15 protein-coding genes are annotated in these 17287 nt (G+C 65.3%); 9 read left to right on the top strand and 6 right to left on the bottom strand.

The features are described 5' to 3' along the window. Window positions 1–37 precede the first annotated feature (37 nt). From FFS18_RS11170 to pnp, 5 genes are all read left to right on the top strand, one after another. Window positions 38–1312 carry a M20/M25/M40 family metallo-hydrolase gene (locus FFS18_RS11170; RefSeq protein ID WP_171005291.1) on the top strand — a complete coding sequence of 425 codons (1275 nt, stop codon included), beginning with the start codon at window positions 38–40 and terminating at the stop codon, window positions 1310–1312. Next, the gene (locus FFS18_RS11165) at window positions 1309–1857 is read left to right on the top strand and encodes a GNAT family N-acetyltransferase (protein WP_137870885.1); all 549 of its coding nucleotides are present in this window, start codon (window positions 1309–1311) and stop codon (window positions 1855–1857) included. The genes FFS18_RS11170 and FFS18_RS11165 overlap by 4 nt, the downstream gene beginning before the upstream one ends. Next, a complete protein-coding gene (gene truB / locus FFS18_RS11160) occupies window positions 1836–2855 on the top strand; it encodes a tRNA pseudouridine(55) synthase TruB (protein WP_137870884.1) in 1020 nt (339 codons plus the stop codon). Before FFS18_RS11165 ends, truB begins: the two co-directional genes overlap by 22 nt. 26 nt (window positions 2856–2881) lie before the next feature. Then, complete coding sequence (rpsO, locus tag FFS18_RS11155; RefSeq protein WP_120217156.1) at window positions 2882–3151, top strand: 30S ribosomal protein S15; 270 nt, start codon at window positions 2882–2884, stop codon at window positions 3149–3151. A 260-nt stretch (window positions 3152–3411) separates the two neighbouring features. Beyond that, complete coding sequence (gene pnp / locus FFS18_RS11150) at window positions 3412–5715, top strand: polyribonucleotide nucleotidyltransferase (protein WP_137870883.1); 2304 nt, start codon at window positions 3412–3414, stop codon at window positions 5713–5715. A gap of 224 nt (window positions 5716–5939) precedes the next feature. Here pnp and FFS18_RS11145 read toward each other — a convergent pair whose 3' ends face one another. Then, a complete protein-coding gene (locus tag FFS18_RS11145) occupies window positions 5940–7598 on the bottom strand; it encodes a M28 family metallopeptidase (protein ID WP_137870882.1) in 1659 nt (552 codons plus the stop codon). A 145-nt stretch (window positions 7599–7743) separates the two neighbouring features. Here FFS18_RS11145 and FFS18_RS11140 point away from each other — a divergent pair, with 145 nt between their 5' ends. Both FFS18_RS11140 and pip read left to right on the top strand, forming a co-directional pair. Then, a complete protein-coding gene (locus FFS18_RS11140) occupies window positions 7744–8469 on the top strand; it encodes a 2OG-Fe(II) oxygenase (protein ID WP_137870881.1) in 726 nt (241 codons plus the stop codon). A gap of 78 nt (window positions 8470–8547) precedes the next feature. Next, a complete protein-coding gene (pip, locus tag FFS18_RS11135) occupies window positions 8548–9651 on the top strand; it encodes a prolyl aminopeptidase (protein WP_137870880.1) in 1104 nt (367 codons plus the stop codon). Window positions 9652–9842: 191 nt separating this feature from the next. Here the strand turns inward: pip and ispG are convergent, their stop codons facing one another. Then, entirely contained in the window at window positions 9843–10994 is a 1152-nt protein-coding gene (ispG, locus tag FFS18_RS11130; protein WP_137870879.1) for a flavodoxin-dependent (E)-4-hydroxy-3-methylbut-2-enyl-diphosphate synthase, read from the bottom strand. Here ispG and FFS18_RS11125 point away from each other — a divergent pair. Then, a complete protein-coding gene (locus tag FFS18_RS11125) occupies window positions 10993–11193 on the top strand; it encodes a hypothetical protein (RefSeq protein WP_137870878.1) in 201 nt (66 codons plus the stop codon). The genes ispG and FFS18_RS11125 overlap by 2 nt on opposite strands. Before the next feature lie 61 nt (window positions 11194–11254). Further along, window positions 11255–12004, top strand: a complete 750-nt coding sequence (locus FFS18_RS11120; protein ID WP_137870877.1) for a TorF family putative porin — start codon at window positions 11255–11257, stop codon at window positions 12002–12004. A gap of 232 nt (window positions 12005–12236) precedes the next feature. Here FFS18_RS11120 and FFS18_RS11115 read toward each other — a convergent pair whose 3' ends face one another. The 4 genes from FFS18_RS11115 to FFS18_RS11100 all read right to left on the bottom strand — a co-directional run bounded on the left by FFS18_RS11115 (window position 12237) and on the right by FFS18_RS11100 (window position 17238). Continuing rightward, the gene (locus tag FFS18_RS11115; RefSeq protein ID WP_137870876.1) at window positions 12237–13385 is read right to left on the bottom strand and encodes an alpha-hydroxy acid oxidase; all 1149 of its coding nucleotides are present in this window, start codon (window positions 13383–13385) and stop codon (window positions 12237–12239) included. A 67-nt stretch (window positions 13386–13452) separates the two neighbouring features. Continuing rightward, window positions 13453–14715: an FAD-dependent oxidoreductase gene (locus FFS18_RS11110; RefSeq protein WP_171005290.1), complete on the bottom strand. Its 1263-nt coding sequence runs from the start codon at window positions 14713–14715 to the stop codon at window positions 13453–13455. Next, a complete protein-coding gene (locus tag FFS18_RS11105; RefSeq protein ID WP_137870874.1) occupies window positions 14702–16363 on the bottom strand; it encodes an amidohydrolase in 1662 nt (553 codons plus the stop codon). Before FFS18_RS11105 ends, FFS18_RS11110 begins: the two co-directional genes overlap by 14 nt. Further along, entirely contained in the window at window positions 16360–17238 is an 879-nt protein-coding gene (locus tag FFS18_RS11100; RefSeq protein WP_137870873.1) for an NAD(P)-dependent oxidoreductase, read from the bottom strand. Before FFS18_RS11100 ends, FFS18_RS11105 begins: the two co-directional genes overlap by 4 nt. Window positions 17239–17287: the final 49 nt, after the last annotated feature.

Genomic DNA, 17287 nt, shown 5'->3' with positions numbered 1-17287 from the left:
CCCACGCCAGAAATTTGGTTATCTTGAAAGGATTTTCATGCGTAACATGCTGTTGCTGACTGCCGCTGCCCTGCTGGCCGCCGCGCCCGTCCAGGTCGCATCGCAGCCGAAGCCCGAAGCGGTGCTCAAGACCAAGGGCTATTTGTCGGCGGTCCGGATCCTCGATCGCGATCACGACCGGATGGTCGATGAAATCATCAAGCTGACCGAAATTCCGGCGCCGCCGTTCAAGGAGGCCGCCCGCGCCGCTGCCTATCGTGACATGTTGATCGAGGCCGGGCTGGCAGATGTCGAAATCGATGCGGAAGGCAATGCGATGGGCGTCTATCGCGGCACCGGCCCTGCAGGCGGTCCGGCGGTGATGATCGCCGCGCATCTCGACACGGTGTTTCCCGAAGGCACGCCGGTCAAGGTGCGCCGCGAAGGCACGCGCCTTCATGCCCCCGGGGTCGGCGACGACACGCGCGGCCTGGCGGTGTTGCTCGCCTATGCGCGCGCGATGAAGGAAAGCGGCGTCCGGGTGAAGCAGGACATCATCTTTGTCGGCAATGTCGGCGAGGAAGGGCCGGGCGATCTGCGCGGGGTTCGCTATCTGCTGACCAAAGGCAAATATAAGGATCGGGTGAAGACCTTTGTCTCGATGGACGGGATCGATCCGTCGCGCATCGTCACCGGCGGCGTCGGGTCGAAGCGCTATCGTGTCACCTATAAAGGGCCGGGCGGGCATAGCTTCAGCGCGTTCGGGCTGGTCAACCCGATGGCCGCGATGAGCCAGACGATCGTCGATTTCTATAAGATCCCGGTCCCTGCGAAGCCCAAGACGACCTATGCGGCGAGCGTCACCGGCGGCGGCACATCGGTCAATTCGATCCCCAACGAGGTCTTTATCGAATTCGACATGCGGTCCGAAGATCCGGGCGAGCTTGCCAAGCTGGAGCAAGCCTTCCTCGCGGTTGTCAAAAAGGGTGTCGAAACCGAAAATGCGGCGCGATCGGTCAAGGAGGGCGCGATCACCGCCGATATCAAACCGATCGGCGACCGACCGGCGGGCGAAACCGCGGCGACGCAGCCGATTGTCCGCAATGCCAATGCGATCATTCGCGCGCTGGGCCTGACCCCCCGAGCCGCCTTTTCATCGACCGATGCCAACCTGCCGATGAGCCTGGGGATTCCGGCGGTGACGATCGGGTCGGGCGGCGAGGGCGGACGCGCGCATGCGCTGGACGAGTGGATCGATGTCGAGAAGACCAAGAGCGTGCACGGCGCGTCGGTGGGGCTCGCCATCCTGCTCGCGAGCGCGGGCGCCCAATGATCCGCGATCGCCTGTATGTCGAATTGGCCGACGGGGATTTGCGGCTCGTCAAATTGGCCGAGGCGCATCGCGAGGCGCTGCGCGCGGTATGCGCTGCCGACGACGACATCTGGGCGATCTATTCCTCCAGCTTTGGCGGGGAACATTTCGATCGGAGTTTTGACGCGCTGGTCGGTGGCGGCGGGCGGATGCCCTATGCGATTTTCGACGGCGACACGCTGGTCGGGATGACCGCGTGGCTGCGTCCCGACTGGTCGGCCGAGACGGTGGAGATCGGCAACAGCTATCTCCATCCCAATGCGCGCGGTACCGGCTTCAACGGGCGCCTGAAGCGGCTGATGATCGACCACGCCTTTGCCGCCGGTATCCGCCGCATCGAATTTCGCATCGATGAGCGCAATAAGCGCAGTCAGGCCGCGGTCGCGAAGCTCGGCTGTACCAAGGAGGCGACGCTGCGGTCGGAACGGATCACCTGGACCGGCCATGTCCGCGACACCGCGCTGTGGTCGCTGCTGGCCGACGAATGGGCGAGCGGGCGCGCTTGAACGGCTGGATCATCCTCGACAAACCGCTGGGACTTGGCTCGACGCAGGCGGTCGGCGCGGTGAAGCGCGTGTGCCGCGAGGCGGGCCTCGGCAAGGTGAAGGTCGGCCATGGCGGCACGCTCGACCCGCTGGCGACGGGGGTGCTGCCGATCGCGCTCGGCGAGGCGACGAAGCTGTGCGGGCGGATGCTCGACGCCAGCAAAGTCTATGAATTTACCGTCAAGTTCGGGACCGAGACCGCGGGACTCGATGCCGAGGGCGAAGTGGTCGCGGTAAACGATGTGCGACCGACACTGGCGGAAGCGGAGGCGGTGCTGCCGCGCTTCACCGGGCCGATCGAGCAGGTGCCGCCGGCTTACTCGGCGATCAAGATCGACGGCGAACGGGCTTATGATCGCGCGCGCAAGGGTGAAGAAGTCGAGATGAAGGCGCGGGGGGTGACGGTGCATTCGCTCCAAATCCTCCCCACTTGTGGGGAGGCGGCAGCGCGAAGCGCTGACGGAGGGGGCTGGCGGTCTGAGACGTCGGCTGAGGCCGCCAGCCCCCTCCACCATGCTTCGCATGGTCCCCCTCCCCGTTCCGGGGAGGATCTCGAATCCATCACCCTTATCGCTCACGTCTCCAAGGGCACCTATATCCGCAGCCTTGCCCGCGACATCGCGCGCGCCGTCGGCACCGTCGGGCATGTCACGATGCTTCGCCGCACCAAAGCCGGGCCGTTCGACCTGTCACAGGCGATTTCGCTGGACAAATTGAACGCGTTCGGCCAAGGGGCCGCGCAATCAGAGATATTTCTGCCGCTCGAGGCAGGGCTGGTCGACATCCCGGCTCTGAACCTTTCCCCGGAAGCGGCAGGGGCGATCCGTCAGGGTCGTGTCTGGACCGGGGTAGCTACGGATGACGGGCTCTATTGGGGACGGGACGATCAAGATCGTCCGATCGCCCTGATTGAGGCTTTGGCGGGAACGCTGAAGGTCGTCCGGGGCTTCAATCTGTAAACAAGGATGTTCGAGGAAAAACGAATATGTCGATTACCGCCGAGCGCAAAACCGAAGTCATCAACGACAATGCCCGCGCAAAGGGCGATACCGGTTCGCCGGAAGTGCAGGTCGCAATCCTGACCGACCGCATCAACACGCTGACCGCCCACTTCAAGGCGCATCACAAGGACAACCACAGCCGCCGCGGCCTTTTGATGATGGTCAACAAGCGCCGCAGCCTCCTCGACTATCTGAAGAAGAAGGACGAGGCCCGCTATCAGGCGCTGATCGCGAAGCTGGGTCTTCGTAAGTGACGTAATCGTTCGGCCCCCGGTAACGGGGGCCGTTTACGTATTGCGTCATCCCCGCGAAGGCGGGGATCCAGGGCGGCATCAACCGAGGTTCGTTCCGCCAGCGGCCCCCGCCTTCGCGGGGGCGACGTTAAAGAGTAAGGGCCGCCCCGCATCCGGCGGGGCCGCTATAGGGCAGACAGACGCCCTACACCGCCCCGGGCCGGATTGCCCGGACACAGAGGCCCCGCCCGGCATAGGGCCCGGCGGGCGAAGGAAACCACATGTTTGACGTGAAAAAAGTATCGATCGAGTGGGGCGGTGAAACGCTGACGCTCGAAACGGGCAAGGTTGCCCGTCAGGCCGACGGCGCCGTGATGGCGACGCTGGGCGAAACGGTCGTCCTGTGCGCCGTGACCGCCGCGAAGTCGGTGAAGGACGGGCAGGATTTCTTCCCGCTCACCGTCCATTATCAGGAAAAATATTCGGCCGCGGGCCGCATCCCCGGCGGCTTCTTCAAGCGCGAACGCGGTGCGACCGAAAAGGAAACTTTGGTCAGCCGCCTGATCGACCGTCCGATCCGTCCGCTGTTCCCCGAAGGTTTCTATAACGAAATCAACGCCATTGCCCAGGTCCTGAGCTATGACGGCCACAACGAGCCCGACATCCTTGCGATGGTCGCGGCGTCGGCCGCGCTCACCATTTCGGGCGTGCCCTTCATGGGCCCGATCGGCGCCGCGCGCGTTGGTTATGTCGACGGCGAATATATCCTCAACCCGACCGACGCGCAGGTTGCCGAAGGCGACCTCGACCTCGTCGTAGCTGCGACCTACGACGCGGTGATGATGGTCGAATCCGAAGCCAATGAGCTGTCGGAAGAGATCATGCTCGGCGCGGTCCTGTTCGCGCACGATGCCTGTAAGGAAGTCGTCAAGGCGATCATCAAGCTCGCCGAACAGGCCGCCAAGGATCCGTGGGAAGTCGCCGCCGGCGACGACAATGCCGCGATCAAGGACAAGCTCAAGAAGCTGATCGGCAAGGACATCGCGGCGGCTTACAAGCTGACCGACAAGTCGGCGCGTTCGAATGCCTTGAACGAAGCGCGTGCGAAGGCGAAGGAAAGCTTCACGGCCGACGGCCTCAGCCCGCAGGACGTCATGGCGGGCATCAAGCTGACCAAGAAGCTCGAAGCCGAAATCGTGCGCGGCGCCATCCTGAAGGACGGCAAGCGCATCGACGGCCGCACGACGACGCAGATCCGCCCGATCGTTGCCGAAACGCACTTCCTGCCGCGCGCGCATGGTTCGGCGCTGTTCACCCGCGGCGAAACCCAGACGATTGCTACGGCTACTCTGGGCACCAAGGATGCGGAGCAGATGATCGACGGCCTCAACGGCCTGTCGTACCAGAACTTCATGCTGCACTATAACTTCCCGCCCTATTCGGTCGGTGAAGTTGGCCGCTTCGGCGCCCCGGGCCGCCGCGAAGTCGGCCATGGCAAGCTCGCATGGCGCGCGCTGCACCCCGTGCTGCCGACCAAGGACGAGTTCCCCTACACGATCCGCCTCACCAGCGACATCACCGAGTCGAACGGCTCGTCGTCGATGGCGTCGGTGTGTGGTGGTTCGCTCGCGATGATGGACGCCGGCGTGCCGATCAAGCGCCCCGTGTCGGGCATCGCGATGGGCCTGATCCTCGAAGGCAAGGATTATGCGATCCTGTCGGACATCCTTGGCGACGAGGATCACCTCGGCGACATGGATTTCAAGGTTGCGGGGACGTCTGAAGGCATCACCACGATGCAGATGGACATCAAGATTGCGGGCATCACGAAGGAAATCTTCGAAGCCGCGCTCAACCAGGCGAAGGAAGGCCGCGCGCACATCCTTGGCGAGATGAACAAGGCGCTCGGCGAGACCCGCAGCGAATTGTCGGCGCACGCACCGCGTATCGAAACGATGCAGATCGACAAGTCGAAGATCCGCGATGTCATCGGGACCGGCGGCAAGGTGATCCGCGAGATCGTCGCGACCACCGGCGCCAAGGTCGACATCGACGACGAAGGCCTGATCAAGATCTCGTCGAGCGACCTCGACCAGATCGAAGCCGCGCGCAAGTGGATCAGCGGCATCGTCGAGGAAGCCGAAGTCGGCAAAATCTATGACGGCAAGGTCGTCAACCTGGTCGATTTCGGTGCGTTCGTGAATTTCATGGGCGGCAAGGACGGTCTCGTCCACGTCAGCGAAATCGCCAATGAGCGCGTCGAAAAGGTCTCGGACGTCCTCAGCGAAGGTCAGGAAGTCAAGGTCAAGGTGCTCGAGATCGACCAGCGCGGCAAGGTTCGCCTGTCGATGCGCGTCGTCGATCAGGAAACCGGCGCCGAGCTGGAAGACACCCGCCCGCCGCGCGAACCGCGCGGCGATCGTGGGCCGCGCGGTGACCGCGGCGATCGTGGCCCGCGCCGCGATGGCGGCGGTCGTGGCGACCGTGGTCCGCGCCGCGACGGCGACCGCGATCGCGGCCCGCGCCGCGAACGCAACGATGGCCCGGAAGATCAGGGCCATGTGCCTGATTTCCTGAAGGACTAAGCCTTCGGCTTATCGAAACGGGAAAGGGGCTGCCGAGAGGCGGCCCCTTTTTTTCGCTGCCGCCGCACGAGGTGCCAGCGCTTGGTGTCTTCAATCGCTACGACCTCAGTCTCCGTTCGTGTCGAGCGAAGTCGAGACACCCATCGGTGTAGCGCAACGACGAACGGTGTCTCGACGTCGCTCGACACCAGCGGGACGATGGATCAGATTATAGGCTCGTTGCGCTATTTACGCGACGCGGAGCTCTGGTCGCGGATCGCCTTGAATTCGCTGCCGGCTTTCCAGCCGGGCCAGCGATCCGAGCGCGCCAGCTCGTCGCCGATCGTGTAGAATAGCGAAATATCCTGCACCGCGCCGTCGAGGTTCCAGTCGGGACCCCAGGCGTCGCACGCCTGATGATAGCATTTGCCGGTATAGGCATCGACCCACGCCTGCCCTGCGGGCTTGCCGCCGTTGATAAGGTCGGAGGCACCCGCGATCCCCATCATCAGCAGCACGGGGACGCCGCGCTTGGCCATGCTGAAATGGTCGGCGCGGTAGAATAGCCCGCGTTCGGGCAGGCTTTCCACCGAAACGGTGCGTCCCTGCGCGGCGGCGACGCGCGCGAGATCATCCTCGAGCGTTCCCTGTCCCTTGCCGATCAGGATGACGTCCTTGGCGCGCCCCGCGGTCTGCAGGATGTCGAGGCCGAGGTTGGCGACGGTCTTTTCCACCGGATAGAGCGGATTCGCTGCATAGGCTTCGGAACCGAGCAGGCCGCGTTCCTCGGCGGTCCAGAAGGCGAACAGGATGCTGCGGTCGGGCGGCGGCGCGGCCTTGAAGCCGCGCGCGATCTCGAACAGTCCCGCGACGCCGAGCGCGTCGTCATTGGCGCCGGCGCGGTAGATGCGCCCCGCTTCGTCGGGCGCGCCCGCGCCATAGGCGTCCCAATGCGCGCCATACATCACGACCTCTTCGGGGCGCTTGGCGCCGGGGATCTTCGCGAGGACGTTCTGGCTTTGCACAACCGCGTGCGTTACCGGAACCGCGGCGTTGAAGTCGGTGCCAAGATCGATGGGTTTGAAGTCCTTGCGCCGCGCGGCGATGCGCAGCTTTGTCAGATCCTGTCCGGCGTTTGCGAACAGGGTCGTCGCGGTCTCGCCCGAAATCCAGCCCTGCAGCGCCAGGCTCGTCGTCTTTTCGGGCGGTACGACGAGGCCGTAATTTTCGCCGCCACCGCTTTTGACGACGTTCCAGCCATAGCCGACGCCTTCTGTGTCATGGACGATCAGGGCGCCGATCGCACCGCGCCGCGCCGCTTCTTCGAACTTGTAGGTCCAGCGACCGTAATAGGTCATCGTCCGCCCGCCGAACTTGCCGAACGCATCCTCGCCCTTGACCGCGACGAAATCGGGGTCGTTGATCAGGAAAACCGCTACCTTGCCCTTCAGGTCCTGACCCTTGAAATCGTCCCAGCCGCGTTCGGGCGCGGTGACGCCATAGCCGACAAAAACCATCGGCGCGTTCCGTACAACCGCCTGATCCTTGGGCTGGAGCGTCGAGACATAGATGTCCGTGCCGAAAGCGAGCGGCGTCGCTGCGCCCTTGCGGTCGAACGCCAGCGTCGTGGCGGTTCCCAGGCGGGTGTGCAGCAACGGCACGGGCTGGGTCCAGCCGCCGTCGAGGCCCGCGGGTTCGAGCCCGAGCGCCTGCAGCCGCCCGATCAGATAGCCGATCGTGCGTTCTTCGCCGATCGTTCCGGGCGCGCGGCCCTGAAACTGGTCGGAGGCGAGGGTGCGCACGGTTTCGGTGAGGTTGGCGGGGTCGATAGCGGGCGCAGTCTGCGCGATGGCGGGGACCGAAACGGTAGCGACGAGCGCGGCGGCGGCGAGGCGTAGGGTCATGAGGTTGGGGCTTCCCGGTTGATGGCCCGCCAGCCTAAGCGGTTTCGCGGCGGCATTGAAGCGCGCAAATCGTCACGCGGCAGAGGTGCGATTTGACCGCAAGAAACGGGGCGTCGGCGGCGCGTCGGCATGGCAGGCGTCCTGCATGACCGAAACGATCGATCCTGAAGTTGCCCCGCGCATTGCGGTGCTGGACTGGCCCGCCATTGCCGCATCGCTTGACCGGCAGGGATGGGCTGTCCTGCCGGGGCTGCTCACCGCGAACGAATGCGACAACACCGCGGCGCTCTATGGAGAAGAGGCGCTGTTCCGCAGCCATGTCCATATGGCGCAGCACGGGTTCGGGCGCGGCGAGTATCGCTATTTCGCCTATCCGCTGCCGCCGCTCGTTGCGAGCTTGCGCGAGCGACTCTATCCCCGTCTGGCGCCGATCGCCAATCGCTGGCAAGAGCGGACAGGGCGCGATGAACGCTTTCCCGCCCGCCACGCCGACTATCTGGCGCGGTGTCACGCGGCGGGGCAGGTGCGTCCGACGCCGCTGCTGCTGCAATATGGGCCGGGCGATTATAATTGCCTGCACCGCGACCTCTATGGCGCCGAGGTCTTTCCGTTGCAGGTCGCGGTGCTGTTGTCGGCGCCGCGCGATGATTTCACCGGCGGCGAATTTGTGCTGACCGAGCAGCGGCCCCGGATGCAGTCGCGCGCCGCGGTCGTGCCGCTGGGCAAGGGCGATGCGGTGATCTTTGCGATGAACGAACGGCCGGTCGCGGGCAGCCGCGGCGATTATCGCGTGGCGATGCGCCATGGGGTCAGCGCGATCCGCTCGGGGCGGCGGCATACGCTGGGGGTGATCTTTCACGACGCGGCCTGACTCCGCCCGGCGGGTGGACATGGCGGCTGGGGCGGCTAAGCCGGTGCTTTCCCAACGGCACCAGCGAGGACAGCGGCGATGGATTTTTCCCGGCTTCAGGCGAGCAGCAAGATCGGCGACGATTGGGTTTATCCGCAGCCGCCGAGCCTGAACTTCGGCTGGCTGGAGGTCGATGTCGATCCCGCGCATCGCATCTATTGGGAAGAATATGGCAACCCGGCGGGCGAGCCGGTGATGTTCCTGCATGGCGGCCCCGGCGGCGCCTGTGCCCCGGTGATGGCGCGTTTTTTCGATCCGGCGCGCTATCGCGTCATCCTGTTCGACCAGCGCGGGTGCGGCAAGAGCGAGCCCAATGTCGCGTCAGCCGGCCCCACGGTCGCGCTGGCCAAAAACACCACCGCCGACCTGATCGGCGACATCGAGAAATTGCGCGACCATCTGGGGATCACGGGGCCGATGCACGTCTTTGGCGGCAGCTGGGGCAGCACGCTGGCAATGGCCTATGCGATCGCGCATCCCGCGCATTGCGCCAGCCTGATCCTGCGCGGCATCTTCCTCGGCGCGCCCGAGGATCTCGACTATCTGTATCAGGGCAATGCCGCGACGTGGGACGCCGACCCGTTCGGCCTGCCCGCGCCGGGCGCCTATATCAAATATCCCGACGAATGGGCGGCGCTGCTGAACGTCCTGACCCCCGCCGAACGCGGCGATGTGATGGCGTCGTACAAGGCGATCTTTGACATGGTACCGACCACCGCGGCGGAGAAGGCGCGGCAGCTGGAGGCGGCGCTGACCTGGTCGTTGTGGGAGGGGGTGATTTCGAACATGATCCCCGAAGCCGCCGACACTGGCAAGTTCGGCGAGGCGGACTTCGCCCTATGTTTTGCCCAGATCGAGGCGCATTATTTCGCCAATAGCCTGTTCCTGCCCGCGGGGCATTTCTTCGACCATATCGCCACGCTCGCGGCGATCCCGATCCATATCGTTCATGGCCGCTTCGACGAAGTCTGTCCGCTGACGCAGGCGTCGCGGCTGGTCACCGCGCTGTGCGCGGCGGGCGCCGAGCCGGTGTCCTATGTGGTCACCAACGCGGGGCATAGCGCGATGGAGCGCGAAAATGCGCTGGCATTGACCGCGGTGATGGATGGGTTGGTGCCGTTGGCGGTTGGTCAGGACGCCTGACCGGGACCGCTTCGCGAGTGGTTCCCCGTCCTGGAATCAAGCCCTCTGGACAAGTGAAAAGCTGCTCCCCGGCGAAAGCCGGGGTCCAGAGCGGCATAACGCAACGCTTGTTTTTTGACGCCCTGGGCCCCGGCTTTCGCCGGGGAGCAGATATTTGGTCCAAAGTTTATATCGGTCGAGGGGCGCGGCGCTTACGCGGCCTTGCCGTGCGTGACGTCCATGCTGACCGCGTTGCCCGCGTCGATCTCGGCGGCCTTGGCCTCGACTAGCTTGACGATGTGGCCGATCATGTCGGCATCGGCGACATGGTGGTCGGTGACCCCCGAGAGGTACACCATATGCTTGCCGTTGCCGCCGCCGGTGATGCCGATGTCGGTCTCGCGCGCTTCGCCGGGGCCGTTGACGACGCAGCCGAGGACCGAGAGCGACATCGGGGTCTTGATGTGGCCGAGTGCCTCTTCGAGCGCCTGCACGGTGCGGATGACGTCGAAACCCTGCCGCGCGCAGCTGGGGCAGGAGACGACGCGCACGCCGCGGGTGCGGAGGCCGAGCGACTTCAGGATTTCATAGCCGACGCGCACTTCCTCTTCGGGTTCGGCCGACAGGCTCACGCGGATCGTGTCGCCGATCCCGGCCCAGAGGAGGTTGCCGATGCCGAGCGCCGATTTGACCGTGCCGCCGATCAGCCCGCCGGCTTCGGTGATGCCGAGGTGGAGCGGGCAGTCAACCGCGTCGGCGAGCTGCGCATAGGCGGCGACCGCGAGGAAGACGTCGCTCGCCTTCACCGCGACCTTATAGTCGTGGAAGTCGTGATCCTGCAGCAGCTTGATATGGTCGAGCGCGCTTTCGACCAGCGCCTCGGGGCAGGGCTCGCCATATTTTTCGAGCAGGTCTTTCTCGAGGCTGCCGGCATTGACGCCGATGCGGATCGCGCAGCCATTTGCCTTGGCGGCGCGGACGACCTCGCCGACGCGCTCGCTGCTGCCGATATTGCCGGGGTTGATGCGCAGGCACGCCGCGCCCGCGTCGGCGGCTTCGAGCGCGCGTTTATAGTGGAAATGGATGTCGGCGATGATCGGGATGCGCGCGGCGCGAACGATCTTCCCCAATGCCGCGGTCGAATCGGTATCGGGGCACGACACGCGGATCAGGTCGGCGCCCGCTTCCTCGCAGCGACGAATCTGGTCGATCGTCGCCACCGCATCGCTGGTCAGCGTGTTGGTCATCGTCTGGACCGTGATCGGTGCGCCGCCGCCGACCGGAACGTCGCCAACCATGATCTGGCGGCATTGGCGCCGCGCGATGTCGCGCCAGGGGCGCAGGCCGGGGTTGTGATCGCTCATGGGTTCGGGCTCGATCGAGAAGGGGACAGGCGCGCTCTTTAGCTGTCGCGAGGCGACTTGGCAAAGCCTGCGCGCTCCGATCAAGCTGTTGCGCGAAAGACACAGTTTGTCGCCGAATCATGGGCAGGCGCAATTTTTGTTTGTGCGGCGCAGCAAAATCGGCAATTTCGAATCGTTCGACGTCACAGGCCCGCTTTAAAGAGGCGTGGACAGCGTACAGCAGGCTGGGACGATCCGTTTTTTTACTAGGGGGATCACCCATGAAGTTTCTTACCAAAGCGTGTTTCGGCATGCTGCTCGCCGCGTCGGCCATGTCGACGCCCGCCTTCGCCCAGGAAGAAGAAGCCAGCGGCCCGGTCTCGCTTTCGGGCGGTGTTTCGGTCGTTTCGGACTATCGCTTCCGCGGTATTTCGCTGTCGAACGAAAAGGTGGCGGTCCAGTCAACGCTGACGGTCAGCCACGAAAGCGGCTTTTACGCCGGTGTGTGGGGGTCGACGCTTCCCGACAGCCCCCTTTATGGCAAATATGAGCTCGATCTTTATGCGGGCTTCGCGACCGAAATCGCGCCCGGCACGACGGTCGATCTCGGCGCAACCTATTATGTCTATCCGGGCAATCAGGATTTTGCCGGTCCCAGCGACTATGTCGAAATCATCGGCAAGCTGTCGCACGACATCGGCCCCGTTTCGGCAACCGGCACGGTGGCCTATGCCCCCGACCAGAACTCGCTGGGCAGCAACGACAATATCTACCTGAACCTTGGCCTTGGCTACGGCATCCCCGACACCCCGGTGACGCTCAATGCCGGGCTCGGCTACACTGACGGTTCGCTCGGCGCGCTGGCGCCCGGCGGCAATTACCTCGACTGGATGCTCGGCGCTTCGTTCGCCGCTGGTCCCGCGACCTTCACTGTTCAATATATCGACACCGACATCAAAAAGTCGGGCATCAAGGCCGTCGATACGCTGTTCGATCCAACCGTGGTCTTTACGCTGGGCTTTTCTTTCTGATCGCCTAGCGGGTCAGCGACCACGCGCAAAGGGGGCGGCTTCGGGGGAGGCCGCCCCCTTTTTCGTGCGTGCGACTAGGGTCTGTCCTGCTTAGCCTGAATCAAGTCACCGTAGCCCTGAGCCTGTCGAAGGGCGCTTGTCGACGAGAAGCGCCCCCTTCGACTGCCTTGCAGGCGCTCAGGACAGGCTTCGACAGGCTCAGGGCTACGGATAAATCTGAACAGGACAGACTCTAGCGCCAGCGGAGATTGTCGCGCGACAGGCTGGCGAGCGACTTGGCGCCCATCAATTTCATGCCCCTCTCCATTTCAGCGCGCAGCAGCGCGATGGCGCGGGCGACGCCATCCTCGCCCGCCGCGGCGAGCGCGTAGAGATAGAGGCGGCCGCCCGAACAGGCTTTCGCCCCAACCGATAGCGCCTTCAGCACATGGGTGCCGCGCGTGATGCCGCCGTCGCAGATGACCTCGATCTTGTCGCCGACCGCGTCGACGATCTCGGCCAGCGCATCGAAGGGGGCGCGGCTGCCGTCGAGCTGCCGCCCGCCGTGGTTCGATACCATAATCGCGGTGGCGCCGATCTCGACCGCGCGCCGCGCATCCTCGACCGCGACGATGCCTTTCAGGCAGAAGGGGCCGTCCCACTGCTTGCGGATCGCTTCGGCGCGCTGCCAGTCGAGGCTCTGGTCGAGCATCGAGGTGAAATAGTCGGCGACCGATTTGGGGACGCTCGATCCCTCCGACACATGCGTCGCAAGATTGGGCAGGCTGAATTTCTCGCGCAGCACATAGTTGAGGCCCCAGCCGGGCTTGGCGGCGTAGCTCAGCATATTGCCCGCCGTGAAGCGCGGCGGCGAAGTGAAGCCCGAGCGCAGGCAGCGTTCGCGGTTGCCGCCGACGATCGTGTCCACCGTCAGCGCGACCGCGTCGAACTTCGCATCGCGCGCCGCGGCCAGCATCGCGCGATTGAGCCCTTCATCCTTGTGGACATAGAGCTGGAACAGCTTGGGACCGCCCGTCAGCGCGCCCGCTTCGGCAAGGCTGATCGTGGCGAGGCTGGAGATACCCGCCATCGTCCCGGCGCCTGCGGCGGCGCGCAGCACCGCGCGCTCGCCCTGCCAGTGGAACAGGCGTTGCAGCGCGGTCGGCGACAGGAATAGCGGCATCGCCATCTCGCGCCCGAACAAGGTGGTGCGCATATCGACGCTTTCGACCCCGGCGAGGACGCGCGGGATCAGGTCGCAGTCGTCGAACGCGGCGAGGTTGCGGCGGCGGGTGACCTCGTCGTCGGCGGCGCCATCGATGTAATCGAACACCGGCCAGGGCAGGCGGCGCTTGGCGAGGGCGCGGAAGTCATCGATATTGTGGCAGTCGGTGAGTTTCACTTTTCATGGCTCCGTTCGTGTCTCGACTTCGCTCGACACGAACGGGAGTAGAGGGTCGCGCCGCGCATCAGAATACTGTCCGCGCCGCGACCGTCCCCTTGGACGCAAAGCTGAAGCGCGGTTCGACCGCGAGTTTCGCATCGAGGACATGCGCCGCGACCCGCTTGCCGACCGCGGGGCCGTTCTTGAAGCCGTGCCCCGATCCGCCGCCGACCAGCCAGACGCGTTCCTGCCCCGGAAAGCGGTCGATCAGATAATCGCCGTTCGAGCTATTCTCATATTGGCAGACGCGCCCGCCGATCAGTGGCGCCGAGGCGAGGGCAGGAAAGCGGCGCGCGATATAGGCGCGCGCCTCGGCGATTCCCGCCGGGGTCAGTTGACGTTCCATCGTGTCTGGGTCGACCACCGGGCCGTGGCGGTCGATCGCGATCTTGAACCCCGCGCCCTCCAGGTCGGGGATGCCATAGAAGATGCCGTTGTTGCTGTTGTCGGCCCACACCGGCAGTTCGGGCGGCGCGAAGCGGGTGTCGCCCTGCGGCGCGCCGAAATGATAAACCTCCTGCCGCGTTGCGACGATCTTGTTCATCAACTGCTGCGGGAAGAGTTCGGCGAGCCACGGCCCCGCGGCATAGACGAGATGATCGGCGGTGCCGCCGTCGGGCAGGCTGTGGCGCTTGATCCGTTTCGACAGCAGGGGCGCGGGCATCACGACGCGCTCGACCGCGATCTGCGCATCGGCGATGACTTCCTGTACGCCGCGCCCGGCGATCAGCGCGCCGCATTCGGTTTCGAGGATGCCGGTCTCGCCCTGATAGAATTGGATCTGGCGATATTTGTCCTGCAGCCAGCGCACGTCGCCATGCTCGTGGCCGACGCGATTGGCTTGAAGCCACGCCAGCGACTGCGCGGTATAGGCATCGCCCTGCGGCGCGAACCACAGCACGCCGGTGTTGTGAAAAATCGGCGCGCTGGCGCTGTCGGACAGCGCTTTCCAATAAGGTAGCGATTCGCGCGCCATGTCGGAATAAATGGTGTCGGCGCCATAACCCATGCGGATGACCCGGCTTTCGCCGCCCGAGGACGAGCGGACATGCCCCGCGCCATAGGCATCGAACAGGCGCACGCTCTTGCCCGCGCGGAGCAAATGCCATGCGGTCCACGCACCGAACACCCCCGCGCCGATAATCGCGACATCGACATGCTGGACCTCAGGCCTCGCGGGTTTGCGCTTTTTGGACCGGCGCTCGGCGGCCACGGCAGTTGCCGCGACCGGCAGCGCGGCGAGCCCGGTCAGCAGCGCGCGGCGGCTGGGGAGTTTATCGCCCGCCACCCGGCGCTTCCCTTTTGTAATAACGATAGCCGCCGATCCAGGTTTCGAGCGGCACCATCTTGCGAATCTCGTCGGGGCTGGCGAGCATCGGGTCGGCGTCGATCATCAGGAAATCGGCGCGCATCCCCGGCATCAAGGTGCCGATGCGGTCCTCGGCAAAGGCGGCGTAGGCTGCGGTGCGGGTGAAGCCGTCGAGCGCCGCTTCGCGGCTCACCGCTTCCTCGGGCCGCCAGCCGCCGAAGGGCTGGCCATTCGCGTCGGTGCGCGAGATGGCGGCGGCGAGGCCTGCAAAGGGATCGGCGCTTTCAACCGGGACGTCGGAGCCAAAGGCGAGGCGAGCGCCCGCGGCTTGCAGGCTGCGCCAGGCATAAGCGCCCTTCAGCCGGTCAGGGCCGAGTCGGGCCTCGGCCATCAGCCGGTCGCTGGTCTGGTGGACCGGCTGCATCGATGCGATGACCTTCAGGCTGGCGAAGCGCGCGATGTCGGCGGGGTCGATGACCTGCGCATGTTCGATCCGCCAGCGGCGTTCGCCGGGCAGGTCGGCGGTGAGGTCGGCGATCGCATTCAACGCCTCGGCATTGGCGGCGTCGCCGATCGCGTGGATCGTCACCTGGAACTTGTCCATCGACGCACGCACCATCTTGTTGCGAAGCTGCGCCGGGGTGAGCAGGGGCAGGCCGGTCTGGCCCGGCGCATCGCTATATGGCGCCTTTAGCCACGCCCCTCGCGACCCGAGCGCGCCGTCGAGGTACAATTTGACCCCGACCATGCGCAGCCGGTCGTCGTAGAGCCACGGCGTCGGCTCGCCGCCCGCGATCATCGCCATATTGTCGATGTCGCCGCCGTAGCTGAGGATGCGGACCGCAAGCTGTTTCTTGTCCCCGGCGCGGCGGAATGCCTGCCAGTCGAGGATCGACGTCCCCATGTCAGCGATTGCGGTGATCCCTTGTTCGAGCAGTTTCTGCTGCGCGAGCAGCAAGGCGCGGTCGAGGTCGCGCGCGAGCGGTTTGGGCTTGGCACCGTCGATCAGGCTCATCGCCGCGTCGATGAACACCCCGGTTGGCTTGCCGCTCGCCATTTCGATGCGGCCGCCCTCCGGCGATTTGCTGGCCGCGGTCACCTTCGCGGCCGCCATTGCCGCGCTGTTCGCCCAGCCCGCATGCCCGTCGACGCGTTCGAGCCACACCGGGCGGTTCGGCACCGCCGCATCGAGGTCGGCAGCGGTGGGAAAGCGGCCCAGGCCCCATTTTTCCTGGTTCCAGCCGCGCCCGATGATCCACGGCATTTCGGGATTTTCGGCGGCATATTTGCGGATCGCCGCCTGTGCTTCGGCAAGGCTGTTGGTGTCGGACAGATCGAGCAGCATCAGCTGGAAACCCAGCCCCATGACATGGCCGTGCGCGTCGATCAGCCCGGGGATCAGGGTGCGGCCCTTGCCATCCTCCTTGAAATCGGGGCGTTCGGGGCGCTTGTCCTTGCGGTCGAGCAGCTCTTTGACCTTGCCGTCCTTGTCGATGACTAGCCCGGTGAAGCGGACCAGCTTGCCGTCCTTGTCGAGCGTGATGCCGTTGACATTGTCGACCAGCGTGTCGGCGTGCGCGGGCGCGGCGAGGGTGAGGGCGAGCGCGGTGAGCAGGAGGCGGTTCATTTCGGCAACCTTGTTACGAGTGAGCTGGTGTCGCGGCGGCCGTGTCCGGCCTTCTGCACATCGGCGTAAAATTGATCGACGATGGCGGCGACGGGGATCGTCGCGCCGTTCGACCGCGCTTCGTCGAGCGCGAGGCCCAGATCCTTGCGCATCCAGTCGACCGCGAACCCGAAGTCGAATTCGTCCTTTGCCATGGTATCCCAGCGGTTGAGCATCTGCCAACTCGCCGCCGCGCCGCCCGACACCGCCTCGAACACCTTGTCCGTGTCGAGCTTCGACGCCTGCGCAAAGCGCAGCGCTTCGGACAGGCCTTGCAGCACCCCGGCGATCGCGATCTGGTTGACCATCTTGGTCGTCTGCCCGGCGCCGGGGCCGCCGATATGGACCATGCGCGCGGCATAGGCCTGCATCACCGGCGCGGCGGCGTCGAAGGCGGCCTTGCTGCCGCCGCACATGATCGAGAGCGCTCCCTTCTGCGCCCCCGCTTCGCCACCCGATACCGGCGCATCGAGGCAGAGCAGGCCAAGCCCGTCGGCCTCGACCGACAGCTGGCGCGCGATCCGCGCCGAGACCGTGGTATGGTCGATGAACAAGGCGCCTTTGCGCATCGCGCGGAACGCCCCGTCGCGCCCCAGCGTCACCTGCGCCAGATCATCGTCGTTGCCGACGCAGGTCAGCACGACATCGGCGTCCTGCGCCGCCTCCGCCGGGGTCGCTGCCGCCTTGCCGCCATGCGCCGCGACCCAGGCGTCGGCCTTGGCGCGCGTGCGGTTATAGACGGTGAGGTCATGGCCCGCTTTCACAAGATGGCCCGCCATCGGTCCGCCCATGACGCCGGTGCCGATGAAGCTGATGCGCAATTTTTGTTCGCTCATAAGACGACCCATAACCATGGTTTGCGCGGTGCGCCAGATAGGCTAGGGC

Origin of the sequence: Sphingopyxis sp. 2PD, assembly GCF_005503695.1 — a bacterium.
Lineage (GTDB): Bacteria > Pseudomonadota > Alphaproteobacteria > Sphingomonadales > Sphingomonadaceae > Sphingopyxis.
Note: the sequence above shows the minus strand (reverse complement) of the source record. Positions and strands in the feature narration are given on the sequence as shown.

Coding starts and splice junctions, on each gene's coding strand:
- FFS18_RS11125 (WP_137870878.1), top strand. CDS start 10,993: ATGGGTTCGGGCTCGATCGAGAAGGGGACAGGCGCGCTCTTTAGCTGT.
- FFS18_RS11100 (WP_137870873.1), bottom strand. CDS start 17,238: ATGAGCGAACAAAAATTGCGCATCAGCTTCATCGGCACCGGCGTCATG.
- rpsO (WP_120217156.1), top strand. CDS start 2,882: ATGTCGATTACCGCCGAGCGCAAAACCGAAGTCATCAACGACAATGCC.
- truB (WP_137870884.1), top strand. CDS start 1,836: ATGGGCGAGCGGGCGCGCTTGAACGGCTGGATCATCCTCGACAAACCG.
- ispG (WP_137870879.1), bottom strand. CDS start 10,994: ATGAGCGATCACAACCCCGGCCTGCGCCCCTGGCGCGACATCGCGCGG.
- pnp (WP_137870883.1), top strand. CDS start 3,412: ATGTTTGACGTGAAAAAAGTATCGATCGAGTGGGGCGGTGAAACGCTG.
- FFS18_RS11105 (WP_137870874.1), bottom strand. CDS start 16,363: ATGAACCGCCTCCTGCTCACCGCGCTCGCCCTCACCCTCGCCGCGCCC.
- FFS18_RS11170 (WP_171005291.1), top strand. CDS start 38: ATGCGTAACATGCTGTTGCTGACTGCCGCTGCCCTGCTGGCCGCCGCG.
- FFS18_RS11165 (WP_137870885.1), top strand. CDS start 1,309: ATGATCCGCGATCGCCTGTATGTCGAATTGGCCGACGGGGATTTGCGG.
- FFS18_RS11120 (WP_137870877.1), top strand. CDS start 11,255: ATGAAGTTTCTTACCAAAGCGTGTTTCGGCATGCTGCTCGCCGCGTCG.
- FFS18_RS11145 (WP_137870882.1), bottom strand. CDS start 7,598: ATGACCCTACGCCTCGCCGCCGCCGCGCTCGTCGCTACCGTTTCGGTC.
- pip (WP_137870880.1), top strand. CDS start 8,548: ATGGATTTTTCCCGGCTTCAGGCGAGCAGCAAGATCGGCGACGATTGG.
- FFS18_RS11140 (WP_137870881.1), top strand. CDS start 7,744: ATGACCGAAACGATCGATCCTGAAGTTGCCCCGCGCATTGCGGTGCTG.